The sequence below is a fragment of the Blautia marasmi genome, assembly GCF_900258535.1.
GTDB lineage: Bacteria > Bacillota > Clostridia > Lachnospirales > Lachnospiraceae > Blautia > Blautia hominis.
In genome coordinates this window covers 3,572,145-3,595,131 of the sequence record NZ_OIWX01000001.1, presented here as the reverse complement: position 1 = coordinate 3,595,131, position 22,987 = coordinate 3,572,145, and the positions used below count along the sequence as shown (strand labels likewise).

Annotated in this window: 19 protein-coding genes; 4 read left to right on the top strand and 15 right to left on the bottom strand. The window is 48.0% G+C overall.

Translation table 11 applies throughout. From position 1 onward, the window contains the following. Positions 1-373 precede the first annotated feature (373 nt). Complete coding sequence (locus C6P39_RS15505; RefSeq protein WP_158661591.1) at positions 374-943, bottom strand: transporter substrate-binding domain-containing protein; 570 nt, start codon at positions 941-943, stop codon at positions 374-376. A gap of 533 nt (positions 944-1,476) precedes the next feature. Here C6P39_RS15505 and C6P39_RS15495 point away from each other — a divergent pair. Then, positions 1,477-2,424 (top strand): TIGR01212 family radical SAM protein, encoded by a 948-nt coding sequence (locus tag C6P39_RS15495; protein WP_095171879.1) that lies wholly within the window; start codon positions 1,477-1,479, stop codon positions 2,422-2,424. Between the two features lie 16 nt (positions 2,425-2,440). Next, positions 2,441-2,953 (top strand): DUF4364 family protein, encoded by a 513-nt coding sequence (locus C6P39_RS15490; RefSeq protein ID WP_104804379.1) that lies wholly within the window; start codon positions 2,441-2,443, stop codon positions 2,951-2,953. A gap of 135 nt (positions 2,954-3,088) precedes the next feature. On the opposite strand, the gene C6P39_RS15485 is transcribed toward C6P39_RS15490, so the two are convergent. Next, positions 3,089-4,408 carry a replication-associated recombination protein A gene (locus C6P39_RS15485; protein WP_104804378.1) on the bottom strand — a complete coding sequence of 440 codons (1,320 nt, stop codon included), beginning with the start codon at positions 4,406-4,408 and terminating at the stop codon, positions 3,089-3,091. Positions 4,409-4,417: 9 nt separating this feature from the next. After that, the gene (locus C6P39_RS15480; protein ID WP_104804377.1) at positions 4,418-5,104 is read right to left on the bottom strand and encodes a polysaccharide deacetylase family protein; all 687 of its coding nucleotides are present in this window, start codon (positions 5,102-5,104) and stop codon (positions 4,418-4,420) included. A gap of 163 nt (positions 5,105-5,267) precedes the next feature. On the opposite strand from C6P39_RS15480, the gene C6P39_RS15475 reads away from it, so the two are divergent. After that, positions 5,268-5,858, top strand: coding sequence for a LysE family transporter (locus C6P39_RS15475; protein ID WP_158661590.1), 591 nt, complete (start codon positions 5,268-5,270; stop codon positions 5,856-5,858). Positions 5,859-5,981: 123 nt separating this feature from the next. Here the strand turns inward: C6P39_RS15475 and C6P39_RS15470 are convergent, their stop codons facing one another. The 5 genes from C6P39_RS15470 to infC form a co-directional block, all read right to left on the bottom strand. Next, positions 5,982-9,317, bottom strand: coding sequence for a TRAP transporter large permease subunit (locus tag C6P39_RS15470; RefSeq protein WP_104804375.1), 3,336 nt, complete (start codon positions 9,315-9,317; stop codon positions 5,982-5,984). After that, positions 9,318-9,824 (bottom strand): TRAP transporter small permease, encoded by a 507-nt coding sequence (locus tag C6P39_RS15465; RefSeq protein WP_065543005.1) that lies wholly within the window; start codon positions 9,822-9,824, stop codon positions 9,318-9,320. A 134-nt stretch (positions 9,825-9,958) separates the two neighbouring features. Continuing rightward, entirely contained in the window at positions 9,959-10,315 is a 357-nt protein-coding gene (rplT, locus tag C6P39_RS15460; protein WP_065543006.1) for a 50S ribosomal protein L20, read from the bottom strand. 36 nt (positions 10,316-10,351) lie between these two features. After that, entirely contained in the window at positions 10,352-10,549 is a 198-nt protein-coding gene (gene rpmI / locus C6P39_RS15455; protein ID WP_033139420.1) for a 50S ribosomal protein L35, read from the bottom strand. Between the two features lie 37 nt (positions 10,550-10,586). Then, the gene (infC, locus tag C6P39_RS15450; protein WP_104804374.1) at positions 10,587-11,081 is read right to left on the bottom strand and encodes a translation initiation factor IF-3; all 495 of its coding nucleotides are present in this window, start codon (positions 11,079-11,081) and stop codon (positions 10,587-10,589) included. A 400-nt stretch (positions 11,082-11,481) separates the two neighbouring features. Here infC and C6P39_RS15445 point away from each other — a divergent pair, with 400 nt between their 5' ends. Then, positions 11,482-12,837, top strand: a complete 1,356-nt coding sequence (locus C6P39_RS15445; protein ID WP_104804373.1) for a sodium-dependent transporter — start codon at positions 11,482-11,484, stop codon at positions 12,835-12,837. Between the two features lie 54 nt (positions 12,838-12,891). Here C6P39_RS15445 and C6P39_RS15440 read toward each other — a convergent pair whose 3' ends face one another. The 7 genes from C6P39_RS15440 to C6P39_RS15410 form a co-directional block, all read right to left on the bottom strand. Next, entirely contained in the window at positions 12,892-13,212 is a 321-nt protein-coding gene (locus C6P39_RS15440; RefSeq protein ID WP_104804372.1) for a DUF1540 domain-containing protein, read from the bottom strand. Positions 13,213-13,292: 80 nt separating this feature from the next. Beyond that, entirely contained in the window at positions 13,293-15,224 is a 1,932-nt protein-coding gene (gene thrS / locus C6P39_RS15435; RefSeq protein ID WP_104804371.1) for a threonine--tRNA ligase, read from the bottom strand. Positions 15,225-15,643: 419 nt separating this feature from the next. Beyond that, a complete protein-coding gene (locus tag C6P39_RS15430; protein WP_104804370.1) occupies positions 15,644-18,889 on the bottom strand; it encodes an SNF2 helicase associated domain-containing protein in 3,246 nt (1,081 codons plus the stop codon). Positions 18,890-18,935: 46 nt separating this feature from the next. Further along, entirely contained in the window at positions 18,936-19,712 is a 777-nt protein-coding gene (locus tag C6P39_RS15425) for a YdcF family protein (protein WP_242987055.1), read from the bottom strand. A gap of 194 nt (positions 19,713-19,906) precedes the next feature. Beyond that, complete coding sequence (locus C6P39_RS15420; protein ID WP_065543013.1) at positions 19,907-20,413, bottom strand: SEC-C metal-binding domain-containing protein; 507 nt, start codon at positions 20,411-20,413, stop codon at positions 19,907-19,909. Between the two features lie 128 nt (positions 20,414-20,541). Beyond that, on the bottom strand, positions 20,542-21,717 hold the full coding sequence (locus C6P39_RS15415; protein WP_104804369.1) for a Gfo/Idh/MocA family protein: 1,176 nt from the start codon (positions 21,715-21,717) through the stop codon (positions 20,542-20,544). Between the two features lie 160 nt (positions 21,718-21,877). Continuing rightward, on the bottom strand, positions 21,878-22,720 hold the full coding sequence (locus C6P39_RS15410; RefSeq protein WP_104804368.1) for a helix-turn-helix domain-containing protein: 843 nt from the start codon (positions 22,718-22,720) through the stop codon (positions 21,878-21,880). Between the last annotated feature and the right edge of the window lie 267 nt (positions 22,721-22,987).

The following is a 22,987-nucleotide window of genomic DNA, read 5'->3' as shown; positions in this document are numbered from 1 at the left end:
TTTTTTGGAGGGGGGGGGACGGGAGGAGGGGCGGNNAAATGAAGGGTGGGTTGAACCGATAATTGAAGACAAGTTTGAACTAGATCGTGCATTATGAGATATGCACGCGGTAGATCGTCGGCAGCGTCAAAGGTGTAGAAGAGCTAACCAATAACTGCGGCTAAGACGTTCGCCCAGTGGGGCTCACGCCTAAGTCTCCGTAATTGGTGGATCTCACAGATCCTTCCACTTAACCTCGCTGCCACAAATATCCACACCCCGCCCCTCCTCCCTGACGTTCTCTGCCGGTAGTGAAAAGCATATCACTTTTGTAAGTGGGATAAAGGGCAAAAAACAAGACAGAATTCAGTCCTCTGAGTTCTGTCTTGTCCGGTTATTTTAATATGATGTCTTTTTCAAAGTATTTTTTTGAGATTTCTGTTAGGGTGCCGTCTTTTATCAGGGGGGTTAGAGCCTGGTTTTGGATGGCGGGGATTAGGCAGGTGCCTTTTTTGCCGAATATGGCAAGTTTGGGGTAAGCGGCTTTTTTGCCCAGTTTGTCCTGGATGCCGGAGACGTCGGCGTAGGGTTTGGTGGCGGAATAGTGTTCCTGGTTCCAGTCCGTGGTGCCTACGGTAATGACGCAGTCATATAGGTCAGCATCTAAGGAATTTAAGAGGTTTTCTTCTGTTGTGTCTATGATTTCCAGGGTCAGGCCCAGTTTTTCTGCTATCTTGGCAGCTGTTTCCGGGGCGAAGCCTGCCGGTTTCGCTGTGCTTTCTTCTACATAACCCATGGAACCGTCGTCTAAATGTATGCCTACTTTCAGGACGCCTTTTTCTATGGTTGTGATCTTTCCCTCGCCTTCACAGTCTTTTGGGGTTCCGCATCCGGTCAGGGCTGCGGCTGTCAGGATGGCTGCGGCCAGAACACAGATGATACGGCGAAATTTATTTTTCTTCAATGATAACCACCTCATTTTCTTTGCTTTCTATAAAAATATCATAAATGGTAGGTTTGTGCAGGCTCTGCGGCTGTCCGGAGGCAGTCTGCTTTTGCCCGGCATTTTAACATATCCACGTAAAAAAACATAACATGCCTGCTTCTTTTTGTCAAATGGCTGTGGAAATTTTAAGAAAATGGGGCTGGAGCCGGATATCGTTATAGTTCACGATCCAATGTCCCGGGAGGATACTATGAACAGTAACCGGATATCAGTTACTGTTCACTCCGTGTCCAGTAACACGCTTCTCGATGCACAGATATGGAGCATTCTGCCCCATATCGCGCTGGCTGCCTCGGGATTTTCATGCTTCCGGCATGAAAACGCCTCCCGGTACAGTGGCCTGTGTACAGTGGCCGGATATCAGATACCGAAATACGAACGTTTGTTTTTTTACTTGTAAAAGATTTTTCCTTTTGGTATGATAATAGAAAGCAAACAGTAACTGTGAAAATATAGAACTGTTACAGCTAACAACGGAAAGGTCTCTGGATATGAATGCATGGAATGGAAAACCCTATCACTCTTTTGATCATATGCTGAAGGAACGGTTTTCGGAGAAAGTATATAAGGTAGCTCTGAACGGAGGGATGACCTGTCCTAACCGTGACGGTTCTCTGGGCAGCCGGGGCTGTATCTTCTGCAGCGCGGGAGGTTCCGGGGATTTTGCCGGCGACAGGGATTTGTCTGTCACTCAGCAGATTGATGAACAGGCCGCTAAAATACGCAGCAAAAGGAATGCCGGCCACTTTATTGCATACTTTCAGGCGTACACCAATACTTACGCACCCGTGGAATATCTCCGGAAAATTTTTACGGAGGCAGTTTCCCATCCCGATATTGTGGCACTGTCCATTGGGACCCGGCCTGACTGTCTGGGTGAGGATGTGCTGGATCTGCTGGCTGATCTGAATGAGCAGAAGCCTGTATGGGTGGAGCTTGGACTGCAGACCATGCATGACAGCACTGCGGCTTATATCCGAAGGGGCTATCCCCTCTCTGTTTTTGAGGATGCAGTACAAAAGCTGAGGGCACGGGATCTGGAAGTGATCGTGCACACCATTCTGGGACTTCCCGGCGAAACTAAGGATGATATTCTGGAGACCATCTCCTATCTGAATACACAGGATATCCAGGGAATCAAGCTGCAGCTTCTGCATGTCCTGAAAGGCACAGATTTGGCAGAGGATTATGAGAACGGCAGATTCTCTGTATATACAATGGAGGAATATATAGATCTTGTCATAGCCTGCCTGGAACACCTGTCCCCTCGCATTGTCATTCACAGACTTACCGGGGATGGGCCCAAAGAACTTCTTTTAGCGCCGCTTTGGAGCAGCGCCAAGAAGACAGTCCTCAACACCCTGCATCATGAGTGCAAGGTCCGGGGCGCTTACCAGGGACGGCTTTACACAGATTCCAATGTACACAAGAGGGCATGAAAAAGGAGGATTCTTTATGGCTGAACCACTCACTTTATACAAACTGATAATACTGTACATGCTGCAAAAAGTGGATTTCCCACTGAGCAACGCACAGATATCCGGATTTATACTGGACAAAGGATATACCAACTACTTTCATCTCCAGCAGGCAATCTCTGAGCTGATCGAGTCGGGTCTGGTGCGCTCCGAGACTGTGCGCAACGCCTCTTATCTGAAGATTACAGATTCGGGGAATCAGACATTGGAATACTTTGGGGAGGAGGTTTCCGCTGATATAAAAAAGGATATCAGGGAATTCTTCCGGGAGAACTCCATGGAACTGAAGGAGGAACGCTCCGCCATGGCTGACTACTACAAAAGTGATAAGGAGGGTTATCTTGTCCGCTGTCAGGCAAAGGAACGTGATATCCCTCTCATAGATATGACACTGACCGTGCCCACAAAAGAAGCCGCAGAGGCTCTGTGCGCGGCATGGAAAAATAAAAGTAAACAGGTATATGAAAGCCTGCTGGATATGCTCCTGTGAGCATTGCGTGGCTTATGGCATATTGACTGTGCCATAAGTTACACAATGCCCGCCGGGCATGTCCGGAAGGCTTTTCTTTCCGGGTCCGAACCAGTAGGAGCGGCGTCCGCCAGGCTATAACCTGAGGTATACCCGTCACCGGCCTCTGCGGATCCTGTCCAGATGATCCCTGATATTCTTCTCATACCCATTTTCCGTAGGCTCATAAAACCGGCTGCCCAGTATCTCCGTAGGAAGGTACTGCTGTTCCACATAGTGGTTGGGATAATCATGGGCGTATTTATAGCCCCCCCCGTGTCCCAGCTTGGCTGCCCCTTTGTAATGAGAATCCTGGAGAGGCGGGGGCACGGTTGTGCGTACAGACTTCACGGACTCTGAAGCATTGAAAACCGCCATACAGGCAGCATTGCTTTTCGGTGCACTGGCTACATAGGTCACGGCCTGGGAGAGGGTGATCTGTGCCTCAGGCATCCCAAGGCGTTCCACGGCCTGGGATGCTGCCACTGCCACTACCAGTGCCTGGGGGTCTGCATTTCCCACGTCCTCTGAAGCGCATATCATGATCCTCCTGGCAATGAATTTAATATCCTCCCCTGCGTACAGCATTTTAGCCAGATAATAGACTGCCGCATCCGGGTCAGAGCCACGCATACTTTTTATGAATGCGGAAACGGTGTCATAGTGGTTGTCCCCGGTCTTGTCATAGCGCACCACCCGCTTCTGGATACACTGGGAAGCCACATCAAGGGTCACATGGATCTTTCCGTCTGCTGCCTTTTCGGTGGTCAGCACAGCCAGCTCCAGGGCATTCAGGGCCGCCCGCGCATCCCCGCCTGCTATATCCGCCAGAAATTCCCGGGCATCTTCCTCCAGCTCCACGTCATAGCTCCCCATCCCTTTTTCCACATCTGTTGCAGCCCGGACCAGCAGCCTGCTGATATCCTCCCGCTCCAGGGGCTTCAGTTCAAAGACAATGGACCTGGAAATCAGGGCACTGTTGACCTCAAAATAGGGATTTTCCGTGGTTGCGCCTATGAGTATCAGAGTTCCGTCCTCCACAAAAGGCAGAAGGTAATCCTGCTGTCCTTTATTGAAGCGGTGTATCTCGTCAATAAAGAGAATGGTCTTCTTCCCGTACATGCCCAGATAGTCCTGGGCTTTTTTCACTACTTCCTCCATGTCCTTTTTTCCCGCAACCGTTGCGTTCATCTGCTGGAACTGGGCGCTGGTGGTGTTGGCAATGACCTTTGCCAGTGTTGTCTTTCCCGTACCCGGAGGTCCGTAGAAAAGTACACTTCCCAGTTTGTCCGCCTTTATGGCACGGTAAAGCAGTTTCCCTTTACCGATGATATGCTCCTGCCCCACCACCTCTTCCAGCGTTGTGGGGCGCATCCTGGAGGCCAGGGGAGACTCATTCTCCAAAGTCTGTTCTTTCATATAATCAAATAGATCCATTATTTTCTCCTATTCCAGCAACAGTTCATCCACTGTCACAAATTGGTACCCTTCCTCTGTAAGCGTATCCACTATCTGCAGAGCGGCTTCCACAGAGGTGTCAAATATATCGTGCATTAAAATAATATCACCTTCCCCCACATCTTTCACTACCCTTTTTACAATTTTTTCAGTATTTTGCGTTTTCCAGTCCAGGGAGTCCACATTCCAGGATACTGGAATCATGGTGATACAGAAATCCAGGTTCTTTTTCCACGAACCATAGGGCGGGCGGACAAAGGAGGAATAGGTGCCTGTGGTTTCATATATCTTATTGCAGCCTTTTAACACCTCATCCCTGGCCTTGGATTCGGATAATTTATTAAGCTGCACATGATTGTAGGTGTGGCTGCCGATCAGATGTCCCTCCTCCTGGATCCGGTTGACCAGCGCCTCATTTCCTTCTATATTTTTTCCAATCAAAAAAAAGGTGGCATGGATACCACGTTCTTTCAGACCGTCCAGAAGCTTCGGGGTATAGACCGGATGCGGTCCGTCGTCAAAAGTCAGCGCAATCTTCGGGTGCTCCTCATCCGACAGTTCCCCCACTGTCTGTATATTCAGCTCTGAAAAAGAATCTGTGCTGTATTTCAGTGCTGCCGCTGCTGTCAGAACCAGAAGGACTGCCAGGCAGAGCCATATTTTATTTTTGCTCATATTACAAACTCCGGCCATACTGTTCCTTCTATTTATATGTATAGAATTTGGTGAAAAGACTTTCTCTTCCCAGGTCAATATGATAAAATATCCAAATAATGATTTTATCACGTTCATGAAGGCCAAAGAAACGTTTATTCAGGCCGAGGGAGGGATCTTTGACATGACATTTGACGTATTATCTTCACTGGCTGTCTACGCCCTGGTGACAGGCTGGTCGCCCGGACCTAATAATGTACTGCTGCTGAGTACCACCGGACAATTCGGACTGAAACGGAGTATGAAACTGATCACGGGTATATGGACCGGTTTTTTGACCATTATGCTTCTGTGTGCAGTCTTCAGCGTAGGGCTTGGCCGGCTGCTGCCCGGAGTGGTTCCCTATCTGAAATACATAGGCGCAGCTTATATCCTGTATCTGGCGTTTACCGTTCTCAAAAGAAAGCCTGTGCGTGCTGATGACGGCACGGGAAAAGACCCTTCCTTCGTCTCCGGCTTCCTGCTGCAGTTTATCAATGTGAAAGTCATCCTGTACGGCATCTCTGCCCTGAGCAGTTATGTTCTTCCATACGAGAGCAGTGTCCCGGCGCTGATTTTCTTTGCTTTTTTTCTGACCTTTTTCGGTGCCACGGGAAATCTGGTCTGGGCCTTGATCGGAAGTATCTTCCAAAAATGGTACAACAAATATTATATGGCATTTAATATTGTCATAGCTTTGCTGCTTGTCCGCTGCTCTGTAAAGCTGATTCTGTAAAACAATTTATCAAAACATTTTATCTCTGCCGGCATCCCCTTCCTTTTCATGACAGAGTAAAACTGCCGCAGGTGCGGCTTCCCTTTCCGGGATGCAGGCACCAGCGGCAGTTCTTATTTTTCGTTATTTAAAAGCATTGACCAAATCTTCGCCGTCATCATATCCCTGTGATCTCAGTTCTTTGATAAACCACGCATCAATCCCGTCAACTGCTTTTTTGAAGGAATCAATATCCAGATCATCATAAGCAGTCACATCCATACCGTTTTCTGTCTGCCAGCGGTTCAGGATCTCATCATCCCCGGCGCGGTTGATCTCACGCTCATACCGGACAGCCTTCTGTCCGATCTCGTCCACAACCTCCTGCTGCTGGGGAGTCAGTTTGTCATAGACTTCCTGGTTGATGCCAAAGAACAGGCAGTCATAGTTGGCGTTCCACAGGGAACCGTATTTCTGTACCTCCTGGACACTGGCCGCGTCGATGGCCGGAAGGGGATTTTCCTGTCCCTCCACCGTGTTCTGCTGCAGGGCTGTGTAAGTCTCAGACCAGTTCATATTGGTGGCGTCAGCCCCCCACCGCTTGTAGCACTCCATCAGCAGGTTTGAACCTGCCACACGGATCTTCAGGCCCTTCATATCATCCACAGATCTTACTTCCCTGACAGAGTTGGTGAGCTGGCGGAATCCGTTCTCCGCCATGCCCATGCAATGTACACCGTACCCCTCCAGGATTTCCTTCATCTTCTCACCGGCTGCCCCGTCCAGCTTGGCATCCGCATCCTCCACAGAATCGAAAAGGAAGGGCAGGGACACCACATTGAAGCGCGGGTCAAAGGCAGAATAGATCAGGTTGGAGTGCATGGATATCTGTACCGGATCACCGTTCATCAGGGCCTGTATACCCTCTGACTGGTTTCCATTGGTGAGCTGGTCAGCTGCGTAGACATTCACATGGATCTTGCCGCCTGTGGCCTCTTCCATCATTTCACCGAATTTGCGTCCCGCCTCGGCCCAGGTGCTGGTCTCTGTGGTGGAGCAGGCAAAGTTCCAGGTCTGCTCTTCCCAGGCAAGATCACTTCTGTCCTCCACCTGATAGGCGTCTGATGTTTTGGCGGCAAAGGCTTCGATCAGCTCTTTCACCTCCGCTTCCTCATATCCTTCCCTTACCAGTTCCTCCTGATACCACTGCGGAATGTCCGCTACGGCTTCTTTAAAGGAGTCAATATCAAGGTCCTCATACGCTGTGATCTCCACACCGTTCTGCTCTGTCCAGCGCTCTTTGATCTCATCATCGCCGGAGCGGTTAATATGGCGCTCATAATCAACCGCCTTTTTACCTGCCTCATCCACTACCTTCTGCTGTTTGGGTGTCAGACTGCTGTAGAGTTCCTCGTTGATACAGAAGAACAGGCAGTCATAGTTGGCATTCCACATGGAGCAGTATTTTTGTACCTCCTGGACACTGGCCGCATCAATTGCCGGAAGCGGATTCTCCTGGCCTTCCACAGTGTTCTGCTGTAGAGCCGTATAGGTCTCGGACCAGTTCATATTGGTGGCGTCAGCGCCCCATCTCTTGTAGCATTCCATCAGCAGATTGGAACCTGCCACGCGGATCTTCAGATTTTTCATATCATCTGCGGTTTTCACTTCCCTGACAGAGTTGGTTAGCTGGCGGAAACCGTTCTCCGCCATACCCATGCAGTGCAGCCCGTATTCTTCCAGAAGGGCATTCAGCTTCTCTCCTGCCTCACCGTCCAGCTTGGCATCCGCATCCTCCACAGAATCAAAGATGAAGGGCAGGGATACCACATTAAACCGCGGGTCAAAAGCAGAATAGATCAGATTGGAATGCATGGAAATCTGTACCGGGTCGCCGTTCATCAAAGCCTGGATGCCCTCTGACTGGTTTCCATTGGTAAGCTGGTCGGCAGCGTAGACATTCACATGTACTTTTCCGCCTGTTGCTTTTTCCATCAGCTTTCCGAACTGTTCCCCGGCTTTTGCCCATGTGCTCGTCTCTGTGGTAGAGCAGGCAAAGTTCCAGGTCTGTTCTTCCCATCCCAAGTCACTGTAGTCACCGATCTCATTGTAATCCTCAGAGCTGTTGTCTCCCGCTGTGCTGCCTGTATTGTCGTTCAACTTGGAGGTTCCCGTATAAGAGCTTCCGGCAAAGGCTTTCGGCAGACACACAGATATCTGCGGAATGTATGTGACCAGCAGCAGCACAGCTACACTGGCAGCTATCATAGGCACAACCGCCCTGGAGATCTGCTGCAGACTGACTTCCAGTCCTTTTTTTATCTTAATACTGATAGCGACAAACAGATTGACACCCACAGGCGGCGTTACCTGTCCGATAGCCAGGTTGACTGTTGCCAGTATACCGAAAGCTACCAGATCATATCCCAGAGCCTTGCAGACCGGCAGCATAATGGGAATAAATATGTACATAGCGGAATTGGCGTCAATAAAGCATCCCGCAATAAGGAAGATCACGTTCACGATCAGAAGGAAAATAAACTGATTGTGGGCCACACTGCCCAGCAGCTCGGATGCCGCCTGGGAGATGCCGAACTTTGTGCAGACAAAGGAAAACAGGGACGCACAAGCCACGATAAGCATGATACCGCCGGTAGTCTTGGCTGATTCCACGAAAATGTTGATCAGATCCCTGAATTTTACTTCCCTGTAAATGACCATCCCCACAAAAAGACCGTATACCACAGAGACAGCCGCCGCCTCCGTTGGCGTGAATATACCGCCGTAGATACCGCCGAGAATGATGACCGGCATCAAGAAGCCCCAGAACGCATCGCCAAACGCGCGGAGCCTCTCCCCCCAGGTCGCCTTTTTTGTAGTCGGCTGTATGCCTTTTTTGCGGACCTCTATCATGATGACAAGAATCAGAGCAAGGCCCATGAGGATACCCGGCAGAATCCCCCCTGCGAACATATCCGCAATAGACACACCTGTTATGGACGCATATACCACAAATGCAATACTGGGCGGTATGACTATGGCTATGGAACTGGACGTTGCCATCATAGCCGTGGAAAACGGTGCGGAAAACCCTCCCTCCTCCACCATAGCAGGAATTAAGACTGCGCCCAGTGCCGCCACCGTAGCGGGACCGGAACCGGAAATAGCGCCGAAGAAACAGGCTACAATAACGCACACAATAGCGATGCCGCCTCTTCTGTGTCCCACACAGGTATTGACAAACTTAATGAGACGTTTGGAGATTCCGGCCTTGGCCATGATATTTCCCGACAAGACAAAAAACGGGATTGCCAGCAGCAGGAATTTGCTGATACCGGAATACATATTGGTAGCCACGATCGTCAGGGATGTGCCTGAGTACAGGATCGCACACACAGAGGACAGGCCCAGACAGATAGCGATCGGAACATTGAGGATCAAGAAAATAAAAAAAGATATAAATAAAACCGCACTTACCACTTATGCCTCCCCCTTTCTCTTAACAAACTTAAAATCCGTGCAGAAATCAATACAGTATTCCACAAAATGCAGTATCATGAAGACTGCGCCAATAGGTACAAAAGACCAGAAGATCCATTCCGGCCAGTTCAGCACATAGGTCCTCTTTCCATTGGCAAGCTGTGTCAGCACCTTGTCCATACCGTACCGAAACAGTATTACCGTAAATACCACAGAGAGCACTGTCACAAGAATGACCATGGGTTTCTTTGTTTTCTTCGGCAGCCTGTCCGTAACCAGCGTCAGGCTTACCAGCTCTCCTTCTCGGCTGGCCAGAGCGGCCGCCATGAGTGTGATCAGTACAAAGACTGCCACCACCAGCTCTTCCGTAAATGACCATGAGCGGTGTATCACTTTCCTGGAAAATACATTTCCCACAGTCAGGACCAGAATCAGCAGTGTGGATGCAGCCAGTATCAGCTTCTCAGCGGAAGCCAGAACATCCATGATTTTTTTGTAGACTTTCATCCCTTTTCCTCCTCTTTTATAACAGACACAAAAACCCGGCACACATCTGCCCGTGCAGCGCGTACATTCAGCGCATAGAAAAACCGCTGCCTCGGGATTAGACCTTTGGGCAGCGGCCATATGTTCCATACGAGTTAGGCAATTTTGGATTTAGCCAGCTCTGCCAGTGTTGCAAAGCCTTCTGCATCGTTGATAGCCATATCAGCCAAAACTTTTCTGTTCAGGTCAATGTTAGCCAGCTTTAAGCCGTACATGAATTTGCTGTAGGACAGACCATTCATTCTTGCTGCAGCGTTGATACGTGCGATCCATAACTGTCTGAACTGACGTTTTTTCTGCTTTCTTCCTGCATAGGAGCTAGCCAGTGCTCTCATAACAGACTGTTTTGCAACTCTGTACTGTTTGGAACGCGCTCCTCTGTAACCTTTCGCCAGCTTTAATACTCTATTGTGTTTTTTCTTAGCGTTTAATCCGCCTTTAATTCTTGCCATTCTTAATTTCCTCCTATTTTAGAACCTATCCAGTAATTAGATGTACGGTAAAATTTTCTTGATTGCTTTTACATTGCTTGCATCTGTGATAGCTGCTTTTCTCAGGTTTCTTTTTCTCTTCTGAGATTTCTTTGTTAAGATATGGCTCTTATAGGCTTTGTTTCTCTTTAATAATCCTGTACCTGTTTTTTTGAAGCGCTTAGCAGCAGCTTTCGTTGTTTTCATTTTTGGCATGTTTGTATTCCTCCTTAGACTCTTTTCGTGAACGTGTTTAACGTTTTTCTGTCAAATACATGGTCATTGTCCGGCCTTCCACCTTAGGTGCTTTCTCAATCACCGCGATATCGGCTACAGACTCTGCAAACTCATCAAGGATGTGTTTACTCTTATACATATGTGCCATCTCTCTTCCGCGGAAACGTAATGTCACTTTGACTTTATTTCCCTTGGTTAAAAATTTTCTGGCATTATTGACCTTGGTGTTCAGGTCGTTTTCCTCAATATTAGGGGACAAACGCACTTCCTTAATCTCTATGGTTTTCTGTTTCCTCTTAGCTTCCTTTTCTTTCTGCGCTAATTCGTATCTGTACTTACCATAATCGATAATTTTGCAAACGGGCGGTTTTGCAGTCGGAGCAATCTTAACAAGGTCAAGCCCTGCCTCCATTGCCTGTTTCTGCGCATCTCTGGCAGACATGATTCCAAGCTGTTCTCCATTTGCGCCGATCAGACGTATCTCTTTGTCTCTGATTTGTTCATTGATCATTAAATCGCTAATTGTAGTGCACCTCCATAATATTGATAAAACACTCTGTTATTGGCCGATCAGGCGGCCCCACCTCATAAAACATCCTGAAAGAAACAAGAAAAAAATGGATAGACGACAATCGACTATCCACACATATCCGCATAAAGAAAACGCTGAAGGCGCTTCGTTTATTACCGTATTAACCATAGTCACGCGATTGTGCTAGGGTGAGAGTGGATACTCTGCTTTCTTTTTCTTCAGACTAGGTAAGTTTAACACAGCTATTTCACCGAGTCAAGTATAAAATATAAATTTGTTTATAATTTTATAAGAAAATTCTTGTCTTTTTTCTGAAAAAATGGCATAATGTTTCAATACAACAAAAGATGCGAAAAGCATCGAAAAAAGGGAGAGAATCATGGAGAAAAAAAGAGGAGCATTTTCTAACAAGATGGGATTTGTCCTTGCCGCTGCGGGTTCCGCGGTTGGTCTTGGAAATCTCTGGCGCTTCCCGTACCTTGCAGCAAAATACGGAGGCGGCATTTTCTTACTCGTCTATCTAATTCTCGCCGTAACACTTGGGTTTACCCTGATGATAACAGAGATTGCCATAGGCCGAAAAACAGGCCTCAGCGCAGTAGGTGCTTTCAGAAAGCTGGACAAACGATTTGGCTTCGTTGGATATCTGGCCTGTATCGTTCCTTTTATCATCACCCCATATTACTGTGTTATCGGCGGATGGGTGATCAAATACCTGATTACCTTTGTCAGCGGCAACGTATCTGCGGCTGCCGGAGATGACTATTTTACAGGTTTTATTTCCCAGGCCGGTTCACCGGTGCTGTGGTTTGCGGTTTTCGTTCTGCTGACTTCCATCGTCGTGATCGCCGGTGTGGAAAAAGGGATCGAAAAAGCCAGCAGGATCTTAATGCCGGTACTGATCGTACTTACACTGGGCATCTCTATCTTCTGTATCACAAGACCAGGTGCCGCGGAAGGTGTGAAGTATTATCTGCTGCCTGATTTCAGCCGTTTCTCAGCCACCACTGTGCTGGCTGCCATGGGACAGCTGTTCTACTCAATGTCACTGGCTATGGGTATTATGATCACATACGGTTCCTATATGAAGAAAGACAACAGCCTGGAAAAATCTGTCCGTCAGATCGAAATCTTCGATACCGGAATCGCTTTTCTGGCTGGCCTTATGATCATCCCGTCCGTATTCGTATTCTCCGGCGGCAACGAGGAGGCCCTGGGCAAGGGACCATCCCTGATGTTCATCACTCTGCCAAAGGTATTTGACAATATGACACTGGGCGGCGTCATCGGTGCGGTCTTCTTCCTTCTGGTCCTGTTCGCGGCACTGACATCCTCCATCTCACTGATGGAGACCAATGTGTCTATTATCCGTGACAAACTGGGCTGGAGCAGAAAGAAAACAACCATTACCGTCACCATATATGTATTACTACTGGGTGCACTGGTATCCCTCGGATTCGGACCTCTGGATTTCATCCAGATCATCGGACTGGGACTTCTGGATTTCTTCGACTTCCTGAGCAACAGTGTGCTGATGCCGATCGTTGCTATCCTGACTTGTATCAGCATCGGCTTCTTCATCAAGCCAAAAGCAGTGTATGACGAAGTGGAGCTGAACGGGCCTTTTAAGATGAAAAAGTTCTATACGATCATGCTTAAATGGATCGCCCCTATCTGCCTGATCATGATTCTGGTTTTCGCAGTATCTGAGGCAATGGGTTGGATCAAAGTCTGAGTAAAAGAGCCATATCTGTAATTTCGGTTACAGGTATGGCTCTTTTTTCATATTTTATCGTTTTTCAAAGCTTCCGCATTTTGTCTCTTCACAGTGACAGGCACTTCCGCCTGTGATCGTGATCTTGTCCGCATGGCATTTCTCTTCTTTGTTGAAAGTACAGGTACATGCACGGCAGTCCACATCAATGGTACGGCATCCGCAGCTGTCAGCAGCGGCTTTATTTGACGCGGATTCTCCTCTTTCCTGAAAGCTGCGGCAGCAGGTCTCGTCCGCAACTCTTGCTTCGGTTCCGTCTACCAGGATATCTCCTTTGGAGCAGTATTCATCTTTGTTATAAATACAGGTTCTTGCAGTACAGCTTAATAATGGCATAGTCATTTCCTCCTTATAATTTCGTCGGAAATAGTATGCGTCCGGCCGCTGGATTTTATACCACGGATTTTTTCATAAATTTATTTTTGCTCTTCTGCCTTTACTTCACGGATCTCCCTGCTTTTTATCTCCTCTTTGACGGAAGTGATAAACTCACCCAGGTCTTTTTGCCCCTCATCGCCCAGGAATCGGCTTCTCACGGACACAAGACCCCCCTCCTCTTCTTTTGCGCCTACCACTACCATATAAGGTATTTTCTCCAGTCTGGCCTCGCGGATCTTGTAACCGATCTTCTCAGCTCTTGTATCCATATCCGCGCGGATTCCCGCCTCCTGAAGCTGTGCCAGGACCTTTTTGCCGTAATCCATATATTTGTCAGAGATAGCCAGGACACGCACCTGGACCGGGGATAACCAGGTCGGAAATGCACCTGCAAAGTGCTCGATCAAAATGCCGATGAAACGCTCAATGGAGCCAAATGCCACCCTGTGGATCATGATCGGACGGTGCTTTTCCCCGTCAGCCCCAATATATTCCAATTCAAAACGGAGGGGAAGCTGGAAGTCAAGCTGTATGGTTCCGCACTGCCAGGTCCTGCCGATGGAGTCCTCCAGATGGAAGTCAATCTTAGGACCGTAGAACGCACCATCCCCTTCATTGACCACATAATCAAGTCCCAGGTCATCCAATGCGCCGCGCAGGGCTTCTGTAGCCATTTCCCAGTCCTCATCACTTCCCATGGAATCCTCCGGGCGTGTGGACAGCTCCACATGGTATTTGAAACCAAACAGGCTGTAAACCCGGTCTATAAGGCTGGCAACGCCTTTGATCTCATCACGGATCTGGTCCGGCGTCATGAATATATGGGCATCATCCTGTGTGAAACAGCGCACACGCATCAGTCCGTGGAGCTGTCCTGATTTTTCATGGCGGTGCACCAGTCCCAGTTCCCCCATACGCAGCGGCAGGTCCCGATAAGAACGCGGCTCAGACTGGTATGCCAGGATGCCACCCGGACAGTTCATGGGCTTGATGGCAAAATCTTGCTCGTCAATAACGGTTGTGTACATATTTTCTTTATAGTGGTCCCAGTGGCCTGATGTCTCCCACAGATGGCGGCTTAACATGACCGGGGTGGAAATTTCCACGTAGCCGGCTTTTGTATGGATCTCCCTCCAGTAATCCAGCAGGGTATTTTTCAGCACCATGCCCTTTGGCAGGAAGAACGGGAATCCTGGTCCCTCGTCGCGCATCATGAACAGGCCCAGCTCTCTGCCCAGTTTTCTGTGGTCACGCTTCTTCGCTTCCTCAATCCTTGCCAGGTGTTCCTCCAGGTCTGCTTTCTTTGTGAAAGCCGTGCCATAGATCCTGGTAAGCATTTTATTCTTCTCACTGCCTCTCCAGTAAGCACCTGCAATGCTTGTGAGTTTGAAGGCTTTCACCGGTTTTGTGGTCATCAGATGAGGACCTGCACAGAGGTCCGTGAACTCTCCCTGTTTATAGAAACTGATCACCGCATCTTCCGGCAGGTCCTGGATCAGCTCCACTTTATAAGGCTCCTCTTTTTCTTTCATAAACGCTATGGCTTCCTCTCTCGGAAGCTCGAAGCGTTCAATGGGAAGGGATTCCTTCACAATTTTCTTCATCTCCGCCTCGATTTTTTCCAGGTCTTCCGCTGTCAGGGGAATCTCCCTGTCAATATCATAATAGAAGCCATCAGAAACGGATGGTCCGATCGCCAGCTTTGCATCCGGATACAGGCGCTTGACCGCCTGGGCCATAATATGGGATGCGGTGTGGCGGAAAGCCGCCTTGCCGCCTTCATCATTGAAAGTCAGGATACTCAGCTCACAATCGCTGTCCACTACTGTTCTCAAATCCACGATCTGGCCGTCTACTTCCCCTGCGCAGGCCATTCTTGCCAGGCCTTCACTGATATCGGAAGCGATATCAAGGACAGACACAGCGTGATCGTATTCCTTTTTTGACCCGTCTTTTAATGTAATAATCATAATTCCTCTGCTTCTCCTTTTCTCTAGTACAGCCTATATCACTGGAACTTATGCAACGCTGTACTAGGCATATTTCTTGTGTAATTCGGTACTTCTCACACGCGGCAGACCGGAAACCGCAAAAAACCCGTCCCATGCAGCCATTTCTGACTGCAAGGGACGGGTAACTGTCATTACTCGCGGTTCCACCCTTGTTGTACACTGTCCTTTTATGAAGGACCGGTTCACCACTCATTTGATGGTAACGGAATCACCGGGCCGGATCAGGGCCGCTCCAAGGTAGTTTTCAAATGCTTCCTGAACAGGCTGCTTCCAGCATATGCCGCCCTCTCTGGGAACCTCCGCATTTTACTCGTCTTGTCATCGCGTTTTCTGTATGAATCTATCTTTCATTATAGCCGCAGAAATATTTTTGTCAACTATTTTATCAGTTCCAACAGCTCATCCCTGCTGATCCTGTGGTCCGCCACGGCCTGCCCTTCCATGACATTTTCGGCCAGGCGGGCCTTCTTTTCCTGGAGGGCCAGGATCTTCTCTTCTATGGTGTTCTTCACCACCATCTTTATGACAGTGACTATATTCTCCTGTCCGATACGGTGGGTACGGTCTGTGGCCTGATTCTGGGCAGCCACATTCCACCATGGATCATAGTGTATGACAACATCCGCCTTTGTCAGGTTCAGCCCCGTGCCGCCTGCTTTCAGAGAAATAAGGAAGACCTGGGTTTCCCCATTCTGGAAGTTTTTCACCATCTCCCGGCGCTGTTCTTTGGTGTTCTTTCCCGAAAGATAGAGATAGGAAATCCCCGCCTTGTCAAACTCTCCGCCCAGCAGTTCCAGCATGGTGGTAAATTGGGAAAAAAGCAGTATCCTGTGCTCTGCCTGTACCAGATCCCGGACCAGTTCCACGCAGCTCTCCTGTTTCGCGGAACCTCCCCTGTAATTTTCGTAGCAAAGCTCTGGAGAACAGCAGATCTGCCGCAGTCCTGTCAGTTCCGCCAGGTACTTGATCTTCTGGGCCTGATAATCCTCCTCGCTCTGACTGTTTAATTCCATCTGCAGCCTGGCGACTCTGGCATCGTAGATCTTCTTCTGTTCCTCCTCCATCTTCACATAGATGGTCTTCTCCAACTTGTCCGGCAGGTCTTTGAGCACATCTTGTTTTTTTCTGCGCAGAATAAATGGATTTACCATATGCTTCAGCCGTTCCATGGCATTTTTGTCCTCATTCTGTACAATAGGCTGTTCCAGCTCTTCTCTGAACTTTTTGTAGCTGTAAAGATACCCGGGCATTACGAAATCAAAAATACTCCACAGATCACTGAGACGGTTCTCTATGGGGGTACCTGTCAGTGCCAGACGATGGACCGCCTGTACTTCCTTCACTGCTTTTGCCGTCTGTGTGCCCGCATTTTTAATGTACTGGGCTTCATCTATGACCATGTAAGGGAAGACCTTCTCTCTATACAACTCTGTATCCCGTTTCAGCAGGTCATAGGAAGTCACAAGTATTTCCGTGCCGGATGCGCTTTTTATGATCTCCTCCCTCTGCTGGCTGCTGCCAACGGCCACTGTGACCGGAAGGTCCGGCGCGAACCGACAGATCTCACTCTCCCAGTTATAGACCAGGGAAGCCGGACACACGATCAGGGCGCCCTCTTTCTTCATTTCCAGCAGTGCAATGACCTGAAGTGTCTTTCCCAGTCCCATATCATCTGCCAGAATCCCGCCAAAGCCCCACTGGGACAGCATGGCAAGCCAACGGAACCCGTTTTTTTGATATTCCCTGAGTTCTGCATTAAGTTCCTCCGGAATCTCAAAATCATTGTCCTGATAGCTGTTCATCTCACGGATGAGCCGTTTGAATTCCGGGCTTCTTCTGGTATCCGCCTTGCCCGGCTGCGCTTTTAAAGTTTCGGCTATGTAGGAAGCCCGGTATTTCGGTGCGGAAAAACTGCCTTTTGCAAAATCATCTTTATCAAATCCAAGTCCCTGGGACAGTTCTGATATGAGGGAAAAGCCGTTGTCCTCAAGGCTGATAAAATCACCGTTTTTCAGACGGTAATACTTTCTCCGTCTGCGGTATCCCGAAAGTATCTGCTCCATCTCTCTCAAATCCATATCTTCCACCTGAATATCCAGATCCAGCAAATCCCCGGACATACCGATTCCGATATTGACTTTTGGGGTGGGAAGGATCAGCATCCCCTTGATCTTGTCATCCACAAATAGGGCTGCCAGTTCCCGGATCTTGGGAAATCCCTGTTCCAGAAGATCATATATCTTATCTTCCTTTGTACAGAGCCCATAGATCTCCCCTGGTCTTTCTTCTATATCAAAATACGCTTCCAGGCATTTTTTCAGGGCCCCTTCCCTCTGCATGTCACGGTACTGGCTGGCCGGGTCTATCTCGGCAAACAGATTGTAGACTGTATTTCCATAGATGGCTTCCGCCCGCATCCGAATGGCATCCCCATACTTTTCATCCATACTCAGGTACACATTGCACTCCGCCTCTTTTGGCTGGTACTCGTCAAAATCAATATCGTTCATCTGAATATCCGCATACTGCTCCAGAATAGGAAGCAGTGTTCCGCAGAATGCTGTGTAGTCTTCCCGGTTGAGAAATATCGAACGGTCCCTGGATTGGAATGTATAATATTGTACGTTGTCCGTATTCAAAGCTTTCACAATCGGCATCATATCTCTTGAAAAATCAGATGTGCACTGGTAAATGATGCCGTCTTTCTGCAGATAGTCGTGGACATTTCCTTTTATCCACTTTGGTGAATGCAGATAAATATTGGCCCCCTGCTCCTCTGTTTTGACGATCTCCATTTTGATCTCCGGATTGCCGCGTCTGACCTGATAGGGGGTTCCGTCTATTTCTATGGTCTGATCCATATATTTTTGCAGGACCTTGTCTATCCCATAACCGTTCAGTGAAAGATTTCGGAAATTAGAGCTGTATATCTGGGAACTGAATTCCATATTATTATACTGGATCTTCAAGTAATCAGACAGAAGATCGATCCAGGAAAGGGCCTCCGGGGTAAAAGCAGAACGGTCATGGATAAAACCCAGATTTTTTCCGTAAGAATCATATTTGCCATATTCCACGCTGTCCAGCATTTTACAGATATTTCTCAGGATATACAGTTTGCGCGTGCCTATTTTAAATTCTATGTGGAAGGAGTTATATGAGGTTGTGATGACCGGCTCCAGGCGGACCTGACCATAATATTCCCCCAGCAGATACGCGTTATTGCGCACAGCGTACTTAGCAATGGTATTTTTCAGTGTGTCCGATGTCTCCCGTTTTCTCGGGCCTCTCACAGGAAAATCCACCATCCTCTGGGAATCCCGCGGCGTTTGGGTGTCCCTGTAGGCAAGTGCCAGAGCCACGCAGTGCTTGCACATACCAAAATAATTTCCATACGCCGGACAACTGCAGACATAGTCCATAATATCATCATGAGAGTCAAAAGTAACCGTCACATCATACCATTTGCTGCCGCTGCCTTTTACCTGGGCACTTACCTCTTTTATGCCCTCCCCACCTTCCTCGATCAGGAAACTTTTGTATCCCTTTTTCTCGGCAAGCAATTTTCCCCGCTGATACATTGCCGGAAAGCAATTTTCTTTGATCGTGCTGATTTTTAACATTTTACCCTCTCCGATTTACAAAATTATTGTATTTTCCCTCCAGCGGTCACATGTTTCCTGCTGCTTTGTCCTTCACCACTCCGAAAAATTCTCTCACAAGGTAATTGACTTGTAAAAATTTATTGCTTTCGGAAGGGATCCCTTCTATATGAGTGCACCCCAGTTTTTTCCCCAGGGCCACGCCCCGGTACACGTGAAAATTATTGGTCACTACGCCGATGGATGCCTCTTTCCCTTTCCCATCTTCCTTTGTGTCAATGATCTCCAGAGAAAATTTCAGATTTTCACTGGTATTTGTGGAATGCTCCTCTTTCAGAAGCCGCTTGGGGGAGATGCCTTTTTTCTCAAGATAGCGGTACATTGCCTCCGCTTCTGTGATATCCTCCCCTGTTCCTTTTCCTCCCGAGAGAACTGCACAGGTCTCAGGATTTTCCTCCAGGTACCCCCTGGCCCGCTCCACACGCAGTCTCAGAGAATTGCTCAGTTTTGTGCCGTTCACCTGGGCACCCAATACAATGATATAATCCAAATCTTCGGACGGCCGGTGAAACATTCCTGTAAAGATCAAGGCTTCCACTGCCACAAAAATAAGTATACAAAGCGCTGCCAGAACCAAAAGACCGTTTTTCAAGGCCACAGGGAGTGCAAACCCGGACAGCATTCCGTGCTTACTGCTTAAATGCAGAAATAGCGCGATTCCGTAAAATAACACGCCTCCTGCCGCCCATATACATGGAAACAAAGAGGAAAGCCCCGCATAGACGGCAATGCCTATAAAATAAAAAGTACAGAGGCTCCCCAAGATAATGCATAAAATCTTCATATGTATCCTTCCGTAACGATTCAGCAGGTCTGCGCATTCACTGCGCAGCCCCTAAGAAAGTGTACCGCGGCCAAGCAAAAATCCCATCGCCAAAGGCGATTCTGCATGGATTTATGCCTGTAACTGTGAGGGTGCTGAACAGTTACATCCTTTCTAAACAAAGAGGGGCGGTTCTCCACCGCCCCTCTTAAAAATTATTTATTTCTGCCACAGCAGTGTTTATATTTTTTGCCGCTTCCGCATGGACACGGATCATTACGTCCGATCTTTGCACCTTTTACGATCGTGCCGGATTTTTTCTGCTCTTTATAAAGCTCTTTTTTCTTCTCCTCCGGGAAAATCTCATCCCACTGGGGAAGTTCATACAGCCAGTCTGCTTTCGCATCCACCATGTTCTTATAGAGCAGTTCTTTGTCAAATCCCAGATTGACTTCTGTATTCTCGTCCATCTCCTCAATGGGGTTCTGAACTTTCAGACTGTCATTAATACCATCCAGGAATCCAACCATAGTCATAACTTCTACTTCAAATTTATCTGCCAGGTCTTTCACTGTGCCGCGAACTACTTCGTCCGGGTTGGCAAGAAGTTTTTCATAGATCCCTTTTTCGATCAGAAAATAGTTGGTCCAGAATTTCTGCAGCTGCGCTTTGTCTGCTTCCTGAGAATAGGCAACATCTCTCCATTCCTGTAATAATGCCATGTATCTTTACCACCTTTTATTTATTATCGTATTTTGAGGCGTCCCGAAACGCCTGACAGATATAGTATATACGATATGACCGATTTTTTCAATCCTTACTTTTTTCTGATAAATTTCCTTAACAATCCTTAAAGAATCCATCTGCCATTTGTAAAATCAGGAATCGCCACCGGCTGTCCCCCAAGGGCAATAGAATCCTCAGACAGGGCGCTTATGCACATCCAGGAAGCGGCATCGTAAACGTCGATCGGACAGGGTTTATGATTTTTCACACTTTCAAAGAATGCATCAAACACCAGCCAGTCCATTCCGTCATGTCCGCCCTGGATACCGTCATTCAGGAATTTTTTCCAGACCGGATGTTCATACTCTGCCTCATACCGTACAGCATTGCCCCACTGTTCTTTCCATTTAAAGTCATACGCCGCGTCCTTTCCGTTCAAAAATACAGAATCGGTTGCCTCCTCATACATGCCCTTTGTTCCCCACACCGTAAAGTCCCGGCTGTAAAATCTGGGAAGTGTGGTGTTCAGGGTGAGAAGGATGGTTTCTCCTCCCGCGCATTTTATGGTGGTGTTCACCACATCGCCCTGAGAAAATCCCGGGATTTCCTGGCCGTATTCTGCCAGATACTCCGAAAGCCCCTCTGCTTTCGATGCCATGGAGCTCAGAGTCAGCATCCGGTTGCCCCTGTTGATGTTCAGGATCTGGGCAATAGGACCTAATTCGTGGGTCGGGTAGTTCTCTGTATTTCTGTGTATATAATTTCGGAGACGGTAATGGCGGTTTTCTTTTCCTCCGGCAACCTCGCTGCGCAGGTCATGGAGATAACCGCCTTTGCAGTGGATGATCTTCCCCAAAACACCTTGTCCGGCCATATTCATGACCATCATCTCCCGCCTGCCGTAGCAGCAGTTCTCCAAAAGCATAAACGGGGTTTTTGCAGCCTCCCAGGCATCAACCAGGTCCCAGCACTGTTTTATACTGTAGGCGCCTCCCACTTCCATGCCTACGGCTTTGCCGGCGTGCATGGCTTTTACTGCAAGGGGAATGTGACTCTCCCAGGCGGAAGATATGACAACTGCGTCAACCTGACTGTTGTCCAGTACCTCCTGGGCATCTACCGTGATAAGAGGCTTTTTTCCGGTCATATTCTTGGTGAGCTCTGCCGCTGCCTGCGCCCTGTCCTTATATTCATCGCAGACGGCTGTGATTTCCACATCCATCCTATGCAGCATGACGTCTTTTAAAAGGCTGTATCCCCTGCATCCAAGACCTATTACCCCTACTCTAAGTTTTTCCATCTGAACGGCTCCTTTTCCTTATGTATTTTATGTTTTGAACTTTCTATATAATAGTTGTAACATACCCGTATACAGATTTCTATGTGGATTTGGGGATAAAATATTTGAATATGGATAACTATCAGCTGCCTGCCCGTTTAAAAAAACGGATTAACCCCCGTCATGGTCCCGGCCACCGGAGAAAGGATGCGGGGGATTTGCCTGTGACCCGTTTAAAAACAGTGCTGAAATAATTCCTGTCACAGAATCCCAGACACTCTGCCGTCTCATTGATCCCCGTTCCGCTTTCCAGCATTTCCATAGCATGCCGGATCTTCATCTGTGTAAAATATGTCATGATCCCAATCCCGGTATATTTTGAAAACGTCTTTTTCAGGGAAGCCTCACTCATGCTGCATAATCTGGCTATGTCCGCCTGGGTCAGCCTCTCCTTGATATGTTCTTCCAATGTGCGGACAATGCGTCTGTAATTGTCAGCGCTGACGGATTCATAATAATCCATTTTCTGCTTTTTTCCGTTCAGCACAGACAAAAGAAGATTTTCCACTGTATTGATAAAGATCTGCGCCTCCGCTTCTCTGCCTGTGCGCACACTTTTTATCAGGGTCTCTTCCTCCCTGTCAAACACTTTTGTCGCCATTTCTCTCAGAAATGTAATAGTATTATGATTCTCCTCTGTCAATTGGAACTGCTTGTCTTTGATCTGAGGCATGGCATCCGCTGCAAAGGATATCACAAAAATATGGGGCTCCGTCCTTCCTTCAGACCAAAGGCGGTGAAATTCCATGGGGCGGTGCAGCACAGACTGTCCTTTTTCCAGGATCAGTATGTCTTCCCCTGCCGTCACTCCCAGTGTCCCGTCCAGCACACAGACGAATTCCCAAAAGTCATGGGACTCTCCCTCAAAATAGTAGCTTTTATCAAAGGTTTCCTCAAAAATGGTAAAGAGTGATGTGATACTGATATATTTGCTGACCGCGCATCCCTGAAAATATCTTTTCATGGTTTTTCTCCTTAAACATCCTGATATTGTAAGTGGTAAAACTGGTTTATAAAATTATTTTAACTTTTTTTATTTCTTTTGTATAGGATGTTTGTTTCCGGTCATACTATAAGTAGTCCACGGAGGGAAGGCACAAAGATGTGACGCTCTTCGAGGATCACAAAAGAAAAAGTAGAAATACTTATCCTCCCCTTTGAAGCCTCTGTAACCGGAAGAAGCCCACCGGTTACAGGGGTTTTACATAATGTGAAGTGTTGAAGCGGGCCA

Bases quoted from the DNA above. Each gene is read 5' to 3' on its own strand.
- C6P39_RS15495 (WP_095171879.1), top strand. From the start codon at position 1,477: ATGAATGCATGGAATGGAAAACCCTATCACTCTTTTGATCATATGCTG.
- C6P39_RS15490 (WP_104804379.1), top strand. From the start codon at position 2,441: ATGGCTGAACCACTCACTTTATACAAACTGATAATACTGTACATGCTG.
- C6P39_RS15485 (WP_104804378.1), bottom strand. From the start codon at position 4,408: ATGGATCTATTTGATTATATGAAAGAACAGACTTTGGAGAATGAGTCT.
- C6P39_RS15480 (WP_104804377.1), bottom strand. From the start codon at position 5,104: ATGAGCAAAAATAAAATATGGCTCTGCCTGGCAGTCCTTCTGGTTCTG.
- C6P39_RS15475 (WP_158661590.1), top strand. From the start codon at position 5,268: ATGACATTTGACGTATTATCTTCACTGGCTGTCTACGCCCTGGTGACA.
- C6P39_RS15465 (WP_065543005.1), bottom strand. From the start codon at position 9,824: ATGAAAGTCTACAAAAAAATCATGGATGTTCTGGCTTCCGCTGAGAAG.
- rplT (WP_065543006.1), bottom strand. From the start codon at position 10,315: ATGGCAAGAATTAAAGGCGGATTAAACGCTAAGAAAAAACACAATAGA.
- rpmI (WP_033139420.1), bottom strand. From the start codon at position 10,549: ATGCCAAAAATGAAAACAACGAAAGCTGCTGCTAAGCGCTTCAAAAAA.
- infC (WP_104804374.1), bottom strand. From the start codon at position 11,081: ATGATCAATGAACAAATCAGAGACAAAGAGATACGTCTGATCGGCGCA.
- C6P39_RS15445 (WP_104804373.1), top strand. From the start codon at position 11,482: ATGGAGAAAAAAAGAGGAGCATTTTCTAACAAGATGGGATTTGTCCTT.
- C6P39_RS15440 (WP_104804372.1), bottom strand. From the start codon at position 13,212: ATGCCATTATTAAGCTGTACTGCAAGAACCTGTATTTATAACAAAGAT.
- thrS (WP_104804371.1), bottom strand. From the start codon at position 15,224: ATGATTATTACATTAAAAGACGGGTCAAAAAAGGAATACGATCACGCT.
- C6P39_RS15430 (WP_104804370.1), bottom strand. From the start codon at position 18,889: ATGTTAAAAATCAGCACGATCAAAGAAAATTGCTTTCCGGCAATGTAT.
- C6P39_RS15425 (WP_242987055.1), bottom strand. From the start codon at position 19,712: ATGAAGATTTTATGCATTATCTTGGGGAGCCTCTGTACTTTTTATTTT.
- C6P39_RS15420 (WP_065543013.1), bottom strand. From the start codon at position 20,413: ATGGCATTATTACAGGAATGGAGAGATGTTGCCTATTCTCAGGAAGCA.
- C6P39_RS15415 (WP_104804369.1), bottom strand. From the start codon at position 21,717: ATGGAAAAACTTAGAGTAGGGGTAATAGGTCTTGGATGCAGGGGATAC.
- C6P39_RS15410 (WP_104804368.1), bottom strand. From the start codon at position 22,720: ATGAAAAGATATTTTCAGGGATGCGCGGTCAGCAAATATATCAGTATC.